Origin of the sequence: Thioclava sp. DLFJ5-1 (genome assembly GCF_002020115.1) — a bacterium.
GTDB lineage: Bacteria > Pseudomonadota > Alphaproteobacteria > Rhodobacterales > Rhodobacteraceae > Thioclava > Thioclava sediminum.
Window position 1 is genome coordinate 399062 of the sequence record NZ_MPZU01000001.1, and the last position, 16828, is coordinate 415889.

General features: G+C 64.0%; 20 protein-coding genes. All 20 read right to left on the bottom strand.

Annotation, left to right across the window (positions count from 1 at the left end):
• Nucleotides 1–2: 2 nt before the first annotated feature.
• The gene (locus BMI86_RS01920) at nucleotides 3–611 is read right to left on the bottom strand and encodes an NADH-quinone oxidoreductase subunit J (RefSeq protein ID WP_078539522.1); all 609 of its coding nucleotides are present in this window, start codon (nucleotides 609–611) and stop codon (nucleotides 3–5) included.
• Nucleotides 608–1018, bottom strand: coding sequence for a carboxymuconolactone decarboxylase family protein (locus BMI86_RS01925; RefSeq protein ID WP_078519420.1), 411 nt, complete (start codon nucleotides 1016–1018; stop codon nucleotides 608–610). The genes BMI86_RS01920 and BMI86_RS01925 overlap by 4 nt, the downstream gene beginning before the upstream one ends.
• Nucleotides 1015–1506 (bottom strand): NADH-quinone oxidoreductase subunit NuoI, encoded by a 492-nt coding sequence (gene nuoI, locus BMI86_RS01930; protein ID WP_075774482.1) that lies wholly within the window; start codon nucleotides 1504–1506, stop codon nucleotides 1015–1017. The genes BMI86_RS01925 and nuoI overlap by 4 nt, the downstream gene beginning before the upstream one ends.
• 3 nt (nucleotides 1507–1509) lie before the next feature.
• Nucleotides 1510–2547: an NADH-quinone oxidoreductase subunit NuoH gene (nuoH, locus tag BMI86_RS01935; protein ID WP_078519421.1), complete on the bottom strand. Its 1038-nt coding sequence runs from the start codon at nucleotides 2545–2547 to the stop codon at nucleotides 1510–1512.
• Between the two features lie 15 nt (nucleotides 2548–2562).
• Nucleotides 2563–2973 carry a hypothetical protein gene (locus BMI86_RS01940; RefSeq protein WP_172976187.1) on the bottom strand — a complete coding sequence of 137 codons (411 nt, stop codon included), beginning with the start codon at nucleotides 2971–2973 and terminating at the stop codon, nucleotides 2563–2565.
• Between the two features lie 14 nt (nucleotides 2974–2987).
• A complete protein-coding gene (nuoG, locus tag BMI86_RS01945) occupies nucleotides 2988–5021 on the bottom strand; it encodes an NADH-quinone oxidoreductase subunit NuoG (RefSeq protein ID WP_078539523.1) in 2034 nt (677 codons plus the stop codon).
• A gap of 53 nt (nucleotides 5022–5074) precedes the next feature.
• A complete protein-coding gene (locus BMI86_RS01950; RefSeq protein WP_078539524.1) occupies nucleotides 5075–5380 on the bottom strand; it encodes a hypothetical protein in 306 nt (101 codons plus the stop codon).
• Nucleotides 5381–5456: 76 nt separating this feature from the next.
• The gene (locus tag BMI86_RS01955; RefSeq protein WP_078539525.1) at nucleotides 5457–5828 is read right to left on the bottom strand and encodes a hypothetical protein; all 372 of its coding nucleotides are present in this window, start codon (nucleotides 5826–5828) and stop codon (nucleotides 5457–5459) included.
• A 12-nt stretch (nucleotides 5829–5840) separates the two neighbouring features.
• A complete protein-coding gene (gene nuoF, locus BMI86_RS01960) occupies nucleotides 5841–7136 on the bottom strand; it encodes an NADH-quinone oxidoreductase subunit NuoF (RefSeq protein ID WP_078539526.1) in 1296 nt (431 codons plus the stop codon).
• A gap of 10 nt (nucleotides 7137–7146) precedes the next feature.
• Complete coding sequence (locus BMI86_RS01965) at nucleotides 7147–7362, bottom strand: DUF5337 family protein (protein WP_078539527.1); 216 nt, start codon at nucleotides 7360–7362, stop codon at nucleotides 7147–7149.
• A gap of 10 nt (nucleotides 7363–7372) precedes the next feature.
• Complete coding sequence (locus BMI86_RS01970; protein WP_078539528.1) at nucleotides 7373–8272, bottom strand: hypothetical protein; 900 nt, start codon at nucleotides 8270–8272, stop codon at nucleotides 7373–7375.
• A gap of 50 nt (nucleotides 8273–8322) precedes the next feature.
• Nucleotides 8323–9561 carry an NADH-quinone oxidoreductase subunit E gene (locus BMI86_RS01975; RefSeq protein WP_078539529.1) on the bottom strand — a complete coding sequence of 413 codons (1239 nt, stop codon included), beginning with the start codon at nucleotides 9559–9561 and terminating at the stop codon, nucleotides 8323–8325.
• Nucleotides 9561–10805 (bottom strand): NADH-quinone oxidoreductase subunit D, encoded by a 1245-nt coding sequence (locus tag BMI86_RS01980; RefSeq protein ID WP_078539530.1) that lies wholly within the window; start codon nucleotides 10803–10805, stop codon nucleotides 9561–9563. Before BMI86_RS01980 ends, BMI86_RS01975 begins: the two co-directional genes overlap by 1 nt.
• The gene (locus BMI86_RS01985) at nucleotides 10802–11413 is read right to left on the bottom strand and encodes an NADH-quinone oxidoreductase subunit C (RefSeq protein ID WP_078539531.1); all 612 of its coding nucleotides are present in this window, start codon (nucleotides 11411–11413) and stop codon (nucleotides 10802–10804) included. The genes BMI86_RS01980 and BMI86_RS01985 overlap by 4 nt, the downstream gene beginning before the upstream one ends.
• Nucleotides 11414–11425: 12 nt before the next feature.
• A complete protein-coding gene (locus tag BMI86_RS01990; RefSeq protein WP_075774728.1) occupies nucleotides 11426–11950 on the bottom strand; it encodes an NADH-quinone oxidoreductase subunit B in 525 nt (174 codons plus the stop codon).
• Nucleotides 11950–12315 carry an NADH-quinone oxidoreductase subunit A gene (locus BMI86_RS01995; RefSeq protein WP_078519432.1) on the bottom strand — a complete coding sequence of 122 codons (366 nt, stop codon included), beginning with the start codon at nucleotides 12313–12315 and terminating at the stop codon, nucleotides 11950–11952. The genes BMI86_RS01990 and BMI86_RS01995 overlap by 1 nt, the downstream gene beginning before the upstream one ends.
• Before the next feature lie 297 nt (nucleotides 12316–12612).
• On the bottom strand, nucleotides 12613–13395 hold the full coding sequence (locus BMI86_RS02000; RefSeq protein ID WP_078539532.1) for a crotonase/enoyl-CoA hydratase family protein: 783 nt from the start codon (nucleotides 13393–13395) through the stop codon (nucleotides 12613–12615).
• Complete coding sequence (locus BMI86_RS02005; protein ID WP_078539533.1) at nucleotides 13388–14251, bottom strand: hydroxymethylglutaryl-CoA lyase; 864 nt, start codon at nucleotides 14249–14251, stop codon at nucleotides 13388–13390. The genes BMI86_RS02000 and BMI86_RS02005 overlap by 8 nt, the downstream gene beginning before the upstream one ends.
• Complete coding sequence (locus BMI86_RS02010) at nucleotides 14244–14912, bottom strand: glutathione S-transferase family protein (protein ID WP_078539534.1); 669 nt, start codon at nucleotides 14910–14912, stop codon at nucleotides 14244–14246. The genes BMI86_RS02005 and BMI86_RS02010 overlap by 8 nt, the downstream gene beginning before the upstream one ends.
• Nucleotides 14909–16825 (bottom strand): acetyl/propionyl/methylcrotonyl-CoA carboxylase subunit alpha, encoded by a 1917-nt coding sequence (locus BMI86_RS02015; protein ID WP_078539535.1) that lies wholly within the window; start codon nucleotides 16823–16825, stop codon nucleotides 14909–14911. The genes BMI86_RS02010 and BMI86_RS02015 overlap by 4 nt, the downstream gene beginning before the upstream one ends.
• Between the last annotated feature and the right edge of the window lie 3 nt (nucleotides 16826–16828).

Below are 16828 nucleotides of genomic sequence, written 5' to 3' on the forward strand. Positions count from 1 at the left end.
GCTCACAGCCCCTGCCCCGGTTTGACGTCCACCATTTCCATCGTCTTGGCCGGATCGCGATGCATCTGCGCGATGACGTTCTGGCGCTTGACGTTGGTACGATGGCGCAGCGTCAGAAGGATCGCCCCGATCATCGCGACCAGCAAGATCAGGCTCGCCGTCTGGAAGAGGTAGAGGTATTTGTCATAGACGAGCAGGCCGATCGCCTGCGCGTTGGTCATGCCCTCGGGCACCGGATCGGCACGCAGGCTTTCCGCCATGCCGGAGGTCTGCCATGCGCCGAAGGCGATGCCCAGCTGCACCAGCATCACGACCCCGATCAGCAGGCCCAGCGGCATATAGCGCGCCAGCTCGCCTTTCAGCGCGGCGAAGTCGACATCGAGCATCATCACCACGAAGAGGAAGAGCACCGCGACCGCGCCGACATAGACGATGATCAACAGCATCGCGACGAATTCCGAGCCCAGCAGCACGAAAAGCCCCGCTGCCGACAGGAAGGTGAGGATCAGCCAGAGCACCGAATGGACCGGGTTCTTGGAAATCACCACCATGAAGCCCGCGACCACCGCCGTAATGGCGAAAAGGTAGAAGGCGAAAGCAAACACCGTCATTCGTTCTCTCCCGAATTCTCGTCGAAGACCGATTGCGCGATCTCGAGCGCGCGGGTCATGGCGGGCACCCCGCCGAACATGCTCATCTGAAAGATCACCTCGGCGATCTCGCGTTGCGTGGCCCCGGCCTCGAGCGCGTGCCGGATCGTCAGGCGCAGCTGCGAATCCGCTTGCGCGCCCAGCACCGTGAGCGCGGCGATCGTCACCAGAAGCCGCGTCCGGCTGTCGAGCCCTTCGCGGTTGAAGGTCTTGCCGAACCACATCTCCATCATGTCCTTCGACATGGTGGGGAAGAGTTTCTCCATCGCAGCCGGATTGAAACTTTCCAGCGCCGGATTGAACAGCCGCGCCATCTCGGCCGACTGCTCCATCATGTTGCTAAAGAGTTTCGAAAAATCGTCGGTCATCTGTAAGGCGCATCCAGTTCGAGGTTGCGGGCAATCTCTGCTTCCCAGCGGGCCCCGTTCTCAAGGAGCTTCTGCTTGTCGTAGAACAGCTCCTCGCGGGTCTCGGTCGAGAATTCGAAATTCGGACCTTCGACGATCGCATCCACCGGGCAGGCTTCCTGACAGAAGCCGCAATAGATGCATTTCGTCATGTCGATGTCGTAGCGCGTCGTGCGGCGCGAGCCGTCGGCGCGGGGTTCCGCGTCGATCGTGATCGCCTGCGCCGGGCAGATCGCCTCGCACAGTTTGCACGCGATGCAGCGCTCTTCCCCGTTGGGGTAGCGGCGCAGGGCGTGCTCGCCACGGAAGCGCGGCGACAGCGGGCCCTTTTCGTGCGGGTAGTTCAGCGTGGGTTTCGGCGCGAAGAAATAGCGCATCCCCAGGCCGAAGCCTTTGATGAAGTCCACCAGCAGGAAATACTTGGCAGCGCGGTTATAGTCGAAAGCCATCTATCAGCTCCCCATCGCCCAGCGGGCCCAGAAGTGCCCGAAGATTTCGAATTTCGCGAGGAAGGCGATGATCACCACCCACGCCAGCGACAGCGGCAGGAAGACTTTCCAGCCAATCCGCATGAGCTGGTCGTAGCGGTAGCGCGGCACGATCGCCTTCACCATCGCGAACATGAAGAAGAAGAACACCATCTTGGCGAACATCCACAGTACCCCGTCAGGCAACCCCGGGATCGGGGACAGCCAGCCGCCGAAGAACAGGATCGACATCAGCGCGCACATCAGCCAGATCGCGATATATTCGCCGGCCATGAACAGCAGATACGGGGTCGAGCTGTATTCCACCATGAAGCCCGCAACGAGTTCGGATTCCGCTTCCGGAAGGTCGAAGGGCGGGCGGTTGGTCTCGGCCAGCGCCGAGATGAAGAACAGCGCCACCATCGGCAGGTGGGGCAGCCAGTACCAGCCCAGCAGGCCCCAGCCGGTATCCTGCGCGCGCACGATGGTCGACAGGTTCATCGAGCCGGTCGAGATGATCACCCCGATGATGATCAGACCGATCGAGACCTCGTAGGAGATCATCTGCGCGGCCGAGCGGAGCGAGCCGAGGAACGGGTATTTCGAGTTCGACGCCCAGCCGCCCATGATCACGCCGTACACTTCGAGCGAGGAGGCCGCGAAGACGAACAGAAGGGCAACGTTGATATCGGCCAGCACCCATCCGTCGGCGAAGGGGATCACCGCGAAGGTCAGCATCGCCAGCACGAAGCTCAGGATCGGGGCGAGGAAATAGACGAACTTGTCGGCGCCCGCCGGTACGACGATTTCCTTGACCACATATTTCAGCGCATCCGCGAAGGTCTGCATCAGCCCCCAAGGCCCGACGACGTTCGGCCCGCGACGCATCTGCACGGCAGCCCAGATCTTGCGGTCGCCATAGACCAGCCAGATCATCGAAAGCATCACGAAGGCGATAACCGCCAAGCTCTGCAGCACGATCAGCAGGAAGATCCCGAAAGGTGTCGCGAAGAATTCAGCCATGATGTCCCACTCTCTTCATACGGTCGGAATGCCGCGATCCTTGCAATCGGCGACGGTCACTTCCGCGTCGATCGTCTTGAGTCCCTGCGGCAAGGCGGGCGAGATGGTGTAGACCGCATCTGCCCGCCAGATGCCACCCTCTTCAGTCACATTCGTGCGCACGTGGCGCGCAAATCCATAGCCGCGCACCAGCGCATATTGCGCGGCTGCGCATTGGGCATAATCGGTCGCCGCTTTCTCGCCAGCGCCCTCGCCCGAGACGCGCGCGCGGATCTCCACCAGATCGCTGTCGAGGAGCCGTGTCTCGGTGCCCCGATAGTCCGGTTTGACCGCGCTATCCCCCTGCGCCCCGCCAGTCGGCGTGCACGCCGCCAGACCGGCCAGAAGGCCGGGGGCGAGCGGTGCGATATTGGGCAGGGTCTGCATCATCCGTCTCAACCTCACTCGGCGGCAACCAGCGCTTCGGCCCGCGCTTTCGCGAGGCTCGCGCATTCGCCCATCACCACGGAGGCCCGTGCGATCGGGTTGGTCAGATAGAATTCGTGGATCGGCAGACGGAAGGTCGCCTTGCCCATGTCGCGCGGCTCGATGGCCTGCACTTCGTTCTCCACAACCTCATCGACCTGCGCGAGATGCGGCACGTCCGCGACCATCGCGCGGCGCAGACCGGCGAGCGTATCCCAAGGCTGCTTGGCGTCCAGCTCGGCCGAGAGCGCGCGCAGGATCGCCCAGTTCTCTTTCGCCTCGCCCGGCGGGAAAGCCGCGCGGAAAGCCAGCTGCGGACGCCCTTCAGTGTTCACGAAGAGGCCGTTTTCTTCCGTGTAGGCCGCGCCCGGCAGGATCACGTCGGCGCGGTTGGCCCCGCGATCGCCGTGGCTGCCCTGATAGATCACGAAGGGGCCACCCTCGGCGCGCGGAGTGACCTCCACCTCGTCGGCGCCCATGTTGTAGATCACTTCCGCGCCGTCGATGGCCGCGAGCAGACCGCCCTCGGTCACAGCGCCCACATCCATCGCGCCGACACGGGCCGCGGCGGTGTGCAGCACCATGAACTTGGCGTTGGAGTTCTCGGCCAGCTGCATCGCGTGGGCCAGAACCGCCTCGCCATCGGCTTCGTTCAGAGCGCCCTGCCCGATGATGACGACGGTGTTCTTCGCCTTCGTCTCGTCCGAGATCGTCTTGCCCGACAGCTCCGCCAGAGCGGCGCGGTCGGTGCCGACATGGACGTAGTCATAGGTCAGATCGCAGGCCTCCCCGACGAGACCGACAGTCGCGCCCTTGGCCCAGGCCTTGCGGATGCGCGCGTTCAGAACGGGCGCTTCCACGGCCGGGTTCGCGCCGATGATCTGCACCATCTCGGCGTTATCCAGATCGGCGATCGTCGCGTTGCCGACATAGCCGTAGCGGTTGCCGATCGGCAGGCGCGCGCCATCGGTGCGGCATTCGACGGTGCCGCCCAGACCTTCGATCAGTTGCTTGAGCGAGAAAGCTGCCTCGGTCGAGACCAGATCGCCCACGAGACCGGCGACTTTCTTGCCCTTCATCGCCTCGGCGGCGGCGCGCAGCGCCTCGCCCCAGCTTGCGGGCTTCAGCTTGCCGTCGACGCGGACGTAAGGCTTGTCGAGACGCTGGCGGCGCAGACCGTCCCAGACGAAGCGGGTCTTGTCGGAGATCCACTCCTCGTTCACGTCGTCATTGTTGCGCGGCAGGATGCGCATCACTTCGCGCCCCTTGGTATCGACGCGGATGTTCGAGCCCACGGCGTCCATCACGTCGACGGTCTCGGTCTTCGTCAATTCCCACGGACGCGCGGTGAACGCGTAGGGCTTGGAGACCAGCGCGCCCACCGGGCACAGGTCGATGATGTTGCCCTGCATGTTGGAGTCGAGCGTCATGTTCAGGTAGTTCGCGATCTCCGCATCCTCGCCCCGACCGGTCTGGCCCATCTGAGTGATGCCCGCGACTTCGGTGGTGAAGCGTACGCAGCGGGTGCAGGAGATGCAGCGCGTCATATGGGTCTCGACCAGCGGGCCGAGGTTCAGCTCGGTCGCGGCGCGCTTGGGCTCGCGGTAGCGGCTGAAGTCCACCCCGTAAGCCATTGCCTGGTCTTGCAAATCGCATTCGCCGCCCTGGTCGCAGATCGGGCAGTCGAGCGGGTGGTTGATGAGCAGGAACTCCATCACCCCCTCGCGGGCCTTCTTGACCATCGGCGAGTTCGTCTTGATCACCGGCGGCGCGCCTTCCGGCCCCGGGCGCATATCGCGCACCTGCATCGCGCAGGAGGCGGCAGGCTTCGGCGGACCGCCCACGACTTCCACCAGACACATCCGGCAGTTGCCCGCAATCGACAGACGCTCGTGGTAGCAGAAGCGCGGGATCTCGATCCCCGCCTGTTCGCACGCCTGGATCAGCGTGAGGTTCGGATCGACCTCGACCTCGTTCCCGTCGATGATGATCTTTCTCAGGTCAGCCATGGCTATCCGTCTCGTCTCTTCGGGCGCGAGGTTGCCCCCGCGCGGGTTTTAGGTCAGGCCGCGTGTCCGCAGCCCATCGGGAAGACCCAAGCGCCGTCCCGGTATGTATCGTCGATCGACGAGGCCACAGCCCCGCCGCAGATGGCGTTCGCGGCCCGCTTGGCCTCGGCGCCCTCGTCATTCGCAAAGGGCTGAGCCTGCCGCATCACGACAAGCGCGCCGTTTGCGTCATAGGCCGCCGTGTAGCCCTCAACCGCCGCCAGACGGCGCGGACCTTTGGACGCCTCGGTGCCGCCCGGAGTGCCCATGCAGCCACCGAGCGCCAGCGCGCAGCCCGATATGATCACCGCCCGCATCATGCCGCCTCCACGCGCGGGTCGCCCGGTTCGACAACCAGTCGGCCGATATTCAGCTCGGAAAGGTGAAGAACGTCACTCAATTCGCACCTCCCAATCTGACGAAGATGAGAGAAATGATGATGAAATAGGCGGCCCAGTTGAGCGATAAGAGATACGATGTTTTCGTGAAGCCGTACTCATTCGTGAACCGATACTGTTCTGGCACAATCGACCGAAAAATGAAGTGCTGAACAGCAACAAACAGGAACAGAATCAAAAGGACCATCAATTCTAGCGACTGTTCATTCCCTGCGTTCGCAGAAACACCGAGTTGGAAAAGGACAACAAAAAGCAGGGCAGTCCCCACGAGCGCAACGGACAACGCAAAGATGCGAACAGGGCGAGACAATCTCCGAGGCGTAACGGAGACGCGCCAAACATTGTCCACAAGTTCGAATTCTTTTTGCATCCGACTAGTCTCTCACTCCGCCGCCATCGCGCCCATGCGGCCCGTCTTGCGGGCCTTGATGCGGTCTTCGATCTCTTCGCGGAAGTGACGGATCAGACCCTGGATCGGCCAGGCGGCTGCGTCGCCGAGCGCGCAGATCGTGTGGCCCTCGACCTGTTTGGTCACGTCGAACAGCATGTCGATCTCTTCGATCTCGGCCTCGCCGCGCACCAGACGGTCCATCACGCGCATCATCCAGCCCGTGCCTTCGCGGCAAGGCGTACACTGGCCGCAGCTTTCGTGCTTGAAGAACTTGGACAGGCGCCAGACGGCTTTGATCACGTCGGTATTCTGATCCATGACGATCATGCAGGCGGTGCCGAAGCTGGATTTCAGCTCGCGCATGCCGTCGTAATCCATGATCGCGTCTTCGCATTGATCGGCGGGCAGGATCGGACAGGACGCACCGCCCGGGATCACCGCCTTGAGGTTCTTCCAGCCGCCACGGACGCCGCCGCCATGCTTCTCGATCAGTTCCTTCATCGAGATCGACATGGTCTCTTCGATGACGCAGGGCGTGTTGACGTGGCCCGACATGGCAAAGAGCTTCACGCCGGTATTGTTCGGACGCCCGAAGCCCGCATACCACTCCGCGCCGCGGCGCAGGATGGTCGGCACAACGGCGATGGATTCCACGTTGTTCACCGTGGTCGGGCAACCGTAGAGGCCCGCACCTGCCGGGAACGGAGGCTTCATCCGGGGCATGCCCTTCTTGCCTTCGAGGCTCTCCAGCAGCGCCGTTTCCTCGCCGCAGATATAGGCGCCCGCGCCGTGCGACAAGTAAACGTCGTAATCGTAGCCGGAGCCGCAGGCGTTCTTGCCGATCAGCCCGTCTTCATAGGCCTCGTCGATCGCGCGCTGCAGCGCCTCTTTCTCGCGGACATATTCGCCGCGGATGTAGATATAGGCCGCAGCCGCGCCCATCGCGAAGCCGGCGATCAGCGCGCCTTCGATCAGCGTATGCGGATCGTGGCGCATGATTTCGCGGTCCTTGCAGGTCGCGGGTTCGGATTCGTCCGCGTTGATCGCGAGGAAGGCCGGACGCCCGTCGCTTTCCTTCGGCATGAAGGACCACTTGAGACCCGTCGGGAAGCCTGCCCCACCGCGCCCGCGCAGGCCGGAGGCCTTCACTTGCTCGATGATCCAATCCTTGCCTTTCGACAGGATCTCGCCAGTGCCGTCCCAATGCCCGCGCATCTTCGCGCCCTGCAGAGAGCGGTCATGCATCCCGTAGAGATTGGTGAAGATCCGGTCTTGATCCTTCAGCATATCGCTTCCCTCACTTGCCGGATTTCCGGCGCCAGATGCGCCAGACGAGTGCCAGCGCGTAGATATAGGCGGCTATCGCCGCGAGATCGCCGATCAGCGCGACCTGCGCCGACCAGCCCTGTTGTTGTCCGATCCATTGCAGGAGGAGCCAGAGGATCGTGGCGACGGCGATGATAAGGGCGGCTCTACGCCCCAACGCCCTGTCGTGCTCGTCGATCTGGCTCATTCACCCCCGCTCAGTAATCGTTCGTCTTCGCCCGTTCGAGGAACGCATCCATGCCTTCCTCGACGATGATCTTCGCCTGGCTGACCCACTTGTCGCGGGAGCAGCGCCCCTTGAAACGCGGCACGTTCTGGTCCGCATAGGCAATCTCTTCGGGGCCCCACTTCGCGATCTGGTCGTAATGGTAGATGCCCCAGCCGTTCAGCACTTCTTCGAGCTTCGGGCCGACGCCTTCGATCTTCTTGAGATCGTCGGCCCCCGCCTTGCGCGGCTGTTTGAGGCCGCGCGGCTTCTTGCCGTCGCCCTCGGCAGCCTCGGGTTGGCCCCCGGCATTGGCGGCGGGCTTATCCGCGACCTGCGCCGACATCGCGGAGAGCGGCGTGGTTTCGTCGCTCTCGGGCTCGGCTTTCGGTTCTTCGGCTTTAGGCTCTTCCGCCTTCGGCTCGGCTTCGGCCTTGGGCTTCTCGGCCTCGGGCTCTTCCATCGCGGGCTTGGTGGTCGGACCGGGCTCGGGCTTGTCTGCCTCGGGCGTGGCCGCTTCGTCCTTGGGCGTCATGGTGTCGGCACGCGCCACCTCGCGCTCGGCTGCGGGCGTCGGTGCCGCCGCTGCCGCCTGCGCTTGCGCCGCGACCCCTTCGGGAGAGGAGGCGTTGAAGGTCTCGACCGGGCTTTCGGGAATTTCGGAGTCTTTGTCAGCCGCCCCGGTGCCATCAGCCGCGCCCGGCGCGCCATGTTCGGAGCAGAATGCCCAGATCAGGAAGGCGCCGAAGAGCAGCACGGTCAGGAGACCGAGGAACACAGCCACGAAGAAGGGCTCATGCGCCACGACCATCAGGAATACGGCGACCACAAGCCCCGTAATACCTGCCCAGATACCCGCCTTGCCGCGGCACCCTTGTGTCTGATCACCCATTCCCGTTTCTCCATTCACTCCGCCGAACGGCGGTCTCTACCCTGTTGCGCTTATTCGTAAATGCCGTCTTTCTTTGCGCGCGACGAGAACTCGGTCTCCGCCCCGCTGGCCAGTTTCTCTGCCTGACCTTTCCAGTCGTCACGCGTCGCGCGACCTTTGAACCCTTCGAGATTGCTGTCGACCCAAGCGAGTTCCGCATCGGTCCAGCCAGCGATCTGGTCGAAGTGATAAATGCCCATCGAATGCAGAAGCGTCTCGAGCTTCGGCCCGACGCCCTTGATCATCTTGAGGTCATCGGCGCCACCGTCGCGCGGTGCGTCGAGCAGCTTGGGCTTTTCGCCCGCCTCTGCCTGCGCGGTCTCGGGTTTCGCGTCGGCCTCGGTGCCTTCCGGCTCACGCTTGGACTCCGGGCGGGCCTTCGACGTGGCCTGCGCTTCGGATTTCGTCACGCCGGTCTTGTCGGCGGGCGTGTCCTTGGCGGGCTTGGCCTCGGTTTTCTTGGCGGCCTTGCGCGCCTCGTCCTGTTGCGCGGCAGAGCGCGGACGCTCCTGCCCCATGGTGCCGATCGGACCGCGCTGGCCCGAGCTCTGCCACGGTGCGGCAAGCGGCACTTCCGTGCCGTCGATACGCTTGATCGTGTCGCCGATGCCGACCGCGAGGTCGACCGAAGCATTGTACTCTTCCTTGTCGCCCTTGGACTCGGTGAGCGCGGTCAGGCCCGAGGCGGGCTCGGACGAGAAGCGGCCGGTCTGCGAGCCGGGCTTCGGCACGTCGCCCTTGCCCATTTCGTCGATCAGCTTCGCGAGACTCTCCTCGGTCAAGTCTTCGTAGTAATCCTTGCCGACCTGCATCATCGGTGCGTTCGCGCAGGCGCCGAGGCACTCGACCTCTTCCCACGAGAACTTGCCATCGTCCGAGAGCTGGAACGGCTCGGCGGCGATCTTTTCCTTGCAGACCTTCATCAGGTCTTCCGCGCCGCAGATCATGCACGAGGTGGTGCCGCAGATCTGCAGGTGGGCGACCGAGCCGACCGGGGCCAGCTGGAACATGAAGTAGAAGGTCGCGACCTCGAGCGCCCGCATATAGGGCATGTCGAGCATCTCGGCGACGGTTTCGATCGCCGGACGGCTCAGCCAGCCTTCCTGTTCCTGTGCGCGGAACAGCAGCGGGATGATCGCCGAGGCCTGACGGCCGACCGGGAACTTGGTCATCTGGGCCTTGGCCCATGCGAGGTTCTCGGGCGTGAACTCGAAACTATCGGGTTGTTCCGGGTAAAGACGGCGAAGCATTAGCGGTCAACCTCCCCGAACACGATATCCATCGTGCCGATGATTGCAGAGACGTCGGCGAGCATGTGCCCCTTGGCGACGTGATCCATGGATTGCAGATGCAGGTAACCCGGAGCGCGGATCTTCGCGCGATACGGCTTGTTCGTGCCGTCGGCCACCAGATAGACGCCGAACTCGCCCTTGGGCGCTTCGACGGCGGCATAAACCTCGCCCGCGGGGACGTGGAAGCCTTCGGTATAAAGCTTGAAGTGGTGGATCAGCGCTTCCATCGAGCGCTTCATCTCCGACCGCTTCGGCGGGGTCACCTTGCCGCGGGCAAGCACGTCGCCCTGATTTTCCGGCATCCGCAGCTTCTCGATCGCCTGAAGCACGATCTTGGTCGACTCGCGCATTTCCGCCATCCGGCAGAGGTAGCGGTCGTAGCAATCGCCGTTCTTGCCGATCGGAATCTGGAAGTCGAACTCGTCATAGCATTCGTAGGGCTGCGCGCGGCGCAGGTCCCATGCAAGGCCGGAGCCACGCACCATCACGCCGGAATAGCCCCATTGCTGGATCTCTTCCTCGGAGATGACGCAGATATCGACGTTGCGCTGCTTGAAGATGCGGTTCTCGGTCAGCAGCCCTTCGATATCGTCGAGCACTTTCGGGAACTCATGCGCCCATGCCTCGATATCGTCGAGCAGCTTCGGCGGCAGGTCCTGGTGGACGCCGCCGGGCCGGAAATAGGCCGAGTGCAGACGTGCGCCGCAGGCCCGCTCGTAGAAGACCATCAGCTTCTCGCGCTCTTCGAAACCCCAGAGCGGCGGCGTCAGCGCGCCCACGTCCATCGCCTGCGTCGTCACGTTGAGCAGGTGGTTCAGGATGCGCCCGATCTCGGAGTAGAGCACGCGGATCAGCGAGCCGCGACGCGGAACTTCCACGCCGGTCAGTTTCTCGATGGCGAGGCACCACGCATGTTCCTGGTTCATCGGCGCGACATAGTCGAGGCGATTGAAGTAAGGCAGGTTCTGCAGATAGGTGCGGCTTTCCATCAGCTTCTCGGTGCCACGGTGCAGCAGCCCGATATGCGGGTCGGCGCGTTCCACGACCTCGCCGTCCAGCTCCAGCACCATGCGCAGCACGCCGTGGGCGGCCGGGTGTTGGGGACCGAAGTTGATGTTGAAGTTGCGGATGCGCTGCTCGTCGGTCAGCGTGTCCTTCGAGCCGTCATCATAGACATTGTTGCGGATATCGCCGTCCATCATTTCGCCTCCTCGCCCTTCTCGTCACCGGGAAGGATGTATTTGGCCCCTTCCCATGGCGAGAGGAAATCGAACTGCCGGTATTCTTGCGTCAGTTTCACCGGCTCATAGACGACGCGCTTGAGCACTTCGTCGTAACGCACTTCGACATAACCCGTCGTCGGGAAATCCTTGCGCAGCGGATGGCCGCGGAAACCGTAATCGGTCAGCAGACGGCGCAGGTCCGGATGGCCCGAGAACAGGATGCCGAACATGTCGAAAATCTCGCGCTCGAACCAATCGGCACAGGGGTGCAGCTTGGTGATCGAGGGCACCATGTCCTCTTCGCGAACCGCCGCCTTAATGCGGATGCGCTGGTTGCGATACATCGACAGGTAATGCCAGACGACATCGAAGCGCTGCGGGCGTTCGGGCCAGTCGATGGCCGTGATGTCCACGAGGTTGGTGAAGCGGCAATTCGGATCGTCGCGCAGGAACTCGGTGAAGCCGGGAACGGATTGCGCGGTGATCGTGACCGTCAGCTCGTTGAAGGCGATCTCGGTGGAGACCACGTCATCGGGGCGCTTCAGCTCGATATGGCCGGCCAATTCGCGAAGGGCAGTATCGTCCATCTCTCGCTCTCCTCAGCGCACCAGCGTGCCGGTGCGGCGGATTTTGCGTTGCAGCTGAAGGATGCCGTACAGCAGCGCCTCCGCCGTGGGCGGGCAGCCCGGAACGTAGATATCGACCGGCACGACGCGGTCGCAGCCGCGCACCACCGAATAGCTGTAGTGGTAATAGCCACCGCCATTCGCGCAGGAGCCCATCGAGATCACGTAGCGCGGCTCGGGCATCTGGTCGTAGACCTTGCGCAGAGCGGGCGCCATCTTGTTGGTCAGGGTGCCGGCGACGATCATCAGGTCGGACTGGCGCGGCGAGGCGCGCGGCGCGGTGCCGAAGCGCTCGAGGTCGTAGCGCGGCATCGAGACCTGCATCATCTCGACGGCGCAGCAGGCGAGGCCGAAGGTCATCCAGTGCAGCGAGCCGTTGCGCGCCCAGTTGATGATGTCTTCGGTGGAGGTCAGCAGGAAGCCTTTATCCTGCAATTCCTTGTTCAGCGTCTGCGTCGCGACTTCGCGATCCGCACCGGCGGTATTGGCAGAGGTCATCACGCCCATTCCAGCGCCCCTTTCTTCCACTCATATGCGAATCCTACGGTCAGAACCGTCAGGAAGACCATCATCGACCAGAATCCGACCATGGAAAGCTGACCGAAGGCCACCGCCCAAGGGAAGAGGAAGGCCACTTCGAGATCGAAAATGATGAAGAGGATGGAAACGAGGTAGAAACGAACGTCGAACTTCATCCGGGCATCGTCGAAGGCGTTGAAACCGCATTCGTAGGCCGACACCTTCTCAGGGTCGGGATTGCGGACCGCCACCACTGCCGCGGCGAGCATGAGCACAAGGCCCAACACGATCGCCATGGCGAGAAAGATGAGGATGGGAAGATATTCGCGCAGCATGTCATGCATGGGCTTGGCTCCCTAACATCGCGACGACTTGTCGCGCAGGTTCTGGCTAGGCGAGCAATAGCCTTGCGCCCCATTGGGGTCAACCGAGAGCAGGCCGGAAAATCATGCAAATGCGGGCCACAGATGCTTTTTGCATACGAATGTATGCGAATTTTTTGCGCTTCGAGCGCCGCTCAGAGCCTGCCCGCGTTGGACTGCGCCGCTTTTGCAGCAGCGCAGCCTTCGATCAAACTTAACGGCGCTTTGAATTTTCGGAATATTCGACCTGCGCGCCGCAGGGTGCCGCTTAAGGCTGCCTTAAGCTTTCCACGCCGCATCGCGCTTCTCGAAAAACGCGGTGATTCCTTCATCCGACTCGGCGGATTCCCAGCGAGTCACCAACGCCTCGATCGTCATGTCGATCACGCTCTCGTCGATCCGCGGCCCCAGCGCGCGGACCAAGGCCTTGGCCTCGCCCACCGCGCCCGGCGCGCAGGCGAGATAGGGCTCGGCCTCGGCCATCACGGCGCGCTCCAGCACCTCGGGCAAAACCACCTTGGCCAGCAATCCCAGATCACGCGCCTCGGCGGCCTCGAAGATCCGCGAGGACATGAAGACGCGGCGCGCCCGCGCCTCGCCCATGCGCGCGACGACATAAGGAGAGATCGTCGCGGGCGTCAGGCCCAGCCGCGTCTCGGTCAGCCCGAATTTCGCGCCCTCGACACCGATGGCCACGTCACAGACCGACATCATGCCGATGCCGCCGCCGAAAGCATTGCCCTGCACCGCGCCGATCACCGGTTTCGGGCAGGTGTTGAGCGCCTGCAGCATTCCCGCGAGCTTGCGCGCCGCCGCCGCGCGCTCTTTCGCGCCCGCCGCGATCTGGCTCTGCATCCATTTCAGATCGCCGCCCGCACAAAAGCTGCGCCCTTCAGCGGCGAGGATCACCACGCGCACGGCGTCGTCCGAGCCAAGCTGGCCGATCGCCGCGGTGATCTCCTCCATCATCTGCTCGGAGAGCGCGTTATGCTTCTCCGAGCGCGCCAGCGTGAGCCGCGCGATGCCACGCGCATCGGTCTCGGTCTTGATCGTCTCAAACATCGCCCTGCCCTTTCATCTTCTTCGCCATCGCGGCCGCCTCGGCCAGAACAGCCGTATCCAGCCCGGTCTCGTAGCCTAAAGCTTCGAGCCGCGCCTGCACCGCCTCCGTCGCGACATTGCCAGCCGCGCCGGGCGCATAGGGACAGCCGCCCAGACCACCGACGCAGGCGTCGAACACCCGCAGGCCCATCGCCAGCGAGGCTTCGATATTCTCCAGCGCCCGCCTGGAGGTGTCGTGGAAATGTCCGGCGAGCTTTTCCGCCGGGACCTCATCCAGCACCGCGCGCAACATCGCCGTCACGCTGTCCGGCGTACCCTGCCCGATCGTGTCGCCGAGGCTGATCTCGTAACAGCCCATGTCGCGCAGTTGCGCGGCGACCCGGGCCACGTTCTCCGGCGGTGTTTTGCCGTCGAAGGGGCAATCCGTGACGACAGAGATGTAGCCGCGGACTTTCATATTATCGACTTTCGCAGCCTCCATGATCGGCGCGAACCGTTCGAGGCTTTCACTGATCGAACAATTGAGGTTCGCGCGCGAAAACCCCTCGGAGGCGGAGGCGAAGATCGAAACCTCATCGACTCTGGCCGCTTTCGCCGCCTCATAGCCTTTCATGTTCGGCGTCAGCGCCGCGTAGGAAATACCGGGGCGGCGCGTGATCCCGGCGAAGACCTCCGCCGAGTCGGCCATTTGCGGCACCCATTTCGGGCTGACGAAAGACCCCACCTCGATCCGGCGGAACCCGGCCCGGCTCAGGCAATCGACCAGCGCGATCTTGTCGGAAAGCGCGATCTGGCGCTTTTCGTTCTGCAGCCCGTCACGCGGGGCCATCTCGAAGATTTCGACAGTCTCAGCCATTGCCTTGCTCCATCGGGGGCAGCTCGTAGAAATCCTGCGCATACATGCTCGCCCCGCCCTTCTCGACCGCGCGCTGATAGGCAGGCCGCGCCTCGATCCGGTCGCGATAGGCGGAGATGTTCGGGAAGCCCTCGCGCGGCACGAAGCGGAACATCGCGTCGATATTGAACCCCATCATGCAATCGGCCGCCGAGAACGTCCCGATCAGCCAGTCGCGCCCTGCCAGATGCGCCTCGAGCGCCTTCATCGTGACGCCAAGCCGCTTCGTCTCGAGCGCCATCATCGCGGGCGAGCGCGCCTCGGGCGGACGCAGGAAGATATGCTGAATATTGAGGCTTTGCAGGATATTACCCTGCGTCTCCGCGAAATGTATCCATTCGAGGAAATCCGCGCGAGTGGGCTCTCCCGTGACCGGGGCCAGCCCTGCCTCGGGCCGGGTCTCGGTCAGGTATTCGACGATCGCGCCGCTCTCGAAGATCGACCGCCCGTCGACCTCCAGCGCCGGGATGCGCCCGGCGGGCGAGAGTTCGCGAAACTCCGGGCTGCGCAGCGAGCCATCGGTGAGCGACCATGTCTGAAGCTCGTAATCGAGCCCCATCTCCTCCAGCAGCCACAGCACCCGCATCGAGCGCGCGCCGGGGATGTGATGCAGTCGGATCATGCCTCGTCCTCCAGCCGGATGAGCGCAGCGCCCGCTTCGACCTGCGCGCCCTCAGTCACCAGCACCTCAGCCACCACACCGTCGCGGGCTGCGCGCATCGTGTGTTCCATCTTCATCGCTTCCATGATGGCAAGCCGGTCCCCCGCCGCCACCGTGTCGCCGGCAGAGACGAAGACCGCCTTCACCAGCCCCGGCATCGGTGCGAGCGTCAGGTCGGAAGCGTCGGCATCCGCCCCCCGCGCCAGCGGGTCGGGAATGTCGAAACGGTGCGCGCCATGCAGGAAGATGGTGATCGCCCCGTCAGACTGCGCCATCCGCGCCCCGGTCTTAGCACCATCCACCCGCCAGCCATCCTCGGCCAGCTGGCACGCATGGGCCTCCTCGCCCAGCTCGACCGTGACTTGGCCGGGCCCGTGCACGCGGATCGCGGCCTCTTCCTCGAAAGGCACGGCGCGGCGCGGTGTCTGCCAAAGGCTGAAGCCGCTCGCATCGCCGTTCCAAAGCCCGGCCGCGGCGATCACGGCCAGCGCTTTTGCGGCAACCGGCGTCTCGGTCGGGGCGGCGAGCGCGTCGATCTCGCGCCCGATCAGCCCGGTATCGACCTTGCCCTGTGCGAAGCCCTCGTGCCGCGCGAGCCGAGCGAGGAAGGCGAGGTTCGTCACCGTGCCCGCCACTTCCGTCTCTTCCAAGGCGCGCGCAAGTTGCCCCAGCGCGGTCGCCCGCGTCGGCCCGTGCGTGATGACCTTGGCGATCATCGGGTCGTACCACGGGCTGATCGTATCGCCCGTGCGCACCCCGGTATCTGCACGGCACCCATCGGCGAAGCGCAGGTGCGAAAGGGTCCCGGTCGCGGGCAGGAAGCCCGCGGGCACGTCTTCTGCGTAAAGACGCGCCTCGAACGCGTGGCCGGTGATCGTCAGATCGTCCTGCGCACAGGGCAGCGGCTCGCCGCTCGCCACCCGCAATTGCCATTCGACCAGATCGACACCGGTGATCGCCTCGGTCACGGGATGCTCGACCTGCAGGCGTGTGTTCATCTCCATGAACCAGAACCGATCCGGGCGCAGCCCGTCTGAGCCGTCCACGATGAACTCCACAGTACCCGCGCCCTTGTAGCCAATGGCCTCGGCGGCGCGCGTCGCCGCCTGCCCCATCGCGTCGCGCATCTCGGGCGTCATGCCCGGCGCGGGGGCCTCCTCGATCACCTTCTGGTGGCGACGCTGGAGCGAACAATCGCGCTCGAACAGATGCACCGCTTCCTCGCCATCGCCGAAGACCTGCACTTCGATATGGCGCGGAGAGCCGATGAATTTCTCGATCAGAACGGCGGGGTTGCCGAAGGCGGTCTGCGCCTCTCCTTGCGCCGAGGCCAGCGCATCCGCGAATTCGGACGGTGCCTCGACCAGACGCATCCCTTTGCCGCCGCCGCCCGCGACCGCCTTGATCAGCACCGGATAGCCGATCGTGTCGGCGGCGCCCGCGAGGTGCTCGGGGTCCTGATTGTCGCCGTGATAGCCCGGCACGACAGGCACGCCCGCCTTTTCCATCAGGGCCTTGGCCGCGTCCTTGAGCCCCATCGCGCGGATCGCCTTGGCCGAAGGGCCGATGAAGACCAGCCCCGCCGCCTCGACGGCGTCCACGAAATCGGGGTTCTCCGAGAGGAACCCGTAGCCCGGATGGATCGCCTGTGCGCCGGTCTGTTTGGCGGCGTCGATGATCGCATCACCGCGCAGATAGCTGTCTTTCGGCGCGGGGCCGCCAATGGCCACCGCCTCGTCGGCCATCGCCACATGGCGCGCCTCGACGTCGGCCTCGGAATAGACGGCGACGGTCGCCACGCCCAGTTTGCGTGCGGTCTCGATCACGCGGCAGGCGATCTCCCCGCGATTGGCGATCAGGATCTTGGAAAACATGTC

Excerpts from the sequence above, each read along its gene's own strand:
- BMI86_RS01975 (WP_078539529.1), bottom strand. The coding sequence starts at position 9,561 with ATGCTTCGCCGTCTTTACCCGGAACAACCCGATAGTTTCGAGTTCACG.
- nuoI (WP_075774482.1), bottom strand. The coding sequence starts at position 1,506 with ATGGCTTTCGACTATAACCGCGCTGCCAAGTATTTCCTGCTGGTGGAC.
- BMI86_RS02010 (WP_078539534.1), bottom strand. The coding sequence starts at position 14,912 with ATGATCCGACTGCATCACATCCCCGGCGCGCGCTCGATGCGGGTGCTG.
- nuoH (WP_078519421.1), bottom strand. The coding sequence starts at position 2,547 with ATGGCTGAATTCTTCGCGACACCTTTCGGGATCTTCCTGCTGATCGTG.
- BMI86_RS02005 (WP_078539533.1), bottom strand. The coding sequence starts at position 14,251 with ATGGCTGAGACTGTCGAAATCTTCGAGATGGCCCCGCGTGACGGGCTG.
- BMI86_RS01990 (WP_075774728.1), bottom strand. The coding sequence starts at position 11,950 with ATGACCTCTGCCAATACCGCCGGTGCGGATCGCGAAGTCGCGACGCAG.
- BMI86_RS02000 (WP_078539532.1), bottom strand. The coding sequence starts at position 13,395 with ATGTTTGAGACGATCAAGACCGAGACCGATGCGCGTGGCATCGCGCGG.
- BMI86_RS01925 (WP_078519420.1), bottom strand. The coding sequence starts at position 1,018 with ATGACCGACGATTTTTCGAAACTCTTTAGCAACATGATGGAGCAGTCG.
- BMI86_RS01985 (WP_078539531.1), bottom strand. The coding sequence starts at position 11,413 with ATGGACGATACTGCCCTTCGCGAATTGGCCGGCCATATCGAGCTGAAG.
- BMI86_RS01940 (WP_172976187.1), bottom strand. The coding sequence starts at position 2,973 with ATGCAGACCCTGCCCAATATCGCACCGCTCGCCCCCGGCCTTCTGGCC.
- BMI86_RS01995 (WP_078519432.1), bottom strand. The coding sequence starts at position 12,315 with ATGCATGACATGCTGCGCGAATATCTTCCCATCCTCATCTTTCTCGCC.
- BMI86_RS01965 (WP_078539527.1), bottom strand. The coding sequence starts at position 7,362 with ATGAGCCAGATCGACGAGCACGACAGGGCGTTGGGGCGTAGAGCCGCC.
- BMI86_RS01920 (WP_078539522.1), bottom strand. The coding sequence starts at position 611 with ATGACGGTGTTTGCTTTCGCCTTCTACCTTTTCGCCATTACGGCGGTG.
- BMI86_RS01970 (WP_078539528.1), bottom strand. The coding sequence starts at position 8,272 with ATGGGTGATCAGACACAAGGGTGCCGCGGCAAGGCGGGTATCTGGGCA.
- BMI86_RS01980 (WP_078539530.1), bottom strand. The coding sequence starts at position 10,805 with ATGATGGACGGCGATATCCGCAACAATGTCTATGATGACGGCTCGAAG.
- BMI86_RS02015 (WP_078539535.1), bottom strand. The coding sequence starts at position 16,825 with ATGTTTTCCAAGATCCTGATCGCCAATCGCGGGGAGATCGCCTGCCGC.
- BMI86_RS01950 (WP_078539524.1), bottom strand. The coding sequence starts at position 5,380 with ATGATGCGGGCGGTGATCATATCGGGCTGCGCGCTGGCGCTCGGTGGC.
- nuoG (WP_078539523.1), bottom strand. The coding sequence starts at position 5,021 with ATGGCTGACCTGAGAAAGATCATCATCGACGGGAACGAGGTCGAGGTC.
- nuoF (WP_078539526.1), bottom strand. The coding sequence starts at position 7,136 with ATGCTGAAGGATCAAGACCGGATCTTCACCAATCTCTACGGGATGCAT.
- BMI86_RS01955 (WP_078539525.1), bottom strand. The coding sequence starts at position 5,828 with ATGCAAAAAGAATTCGAACTTGTGGACAATGTTTGGCGCGTCTCCGTT.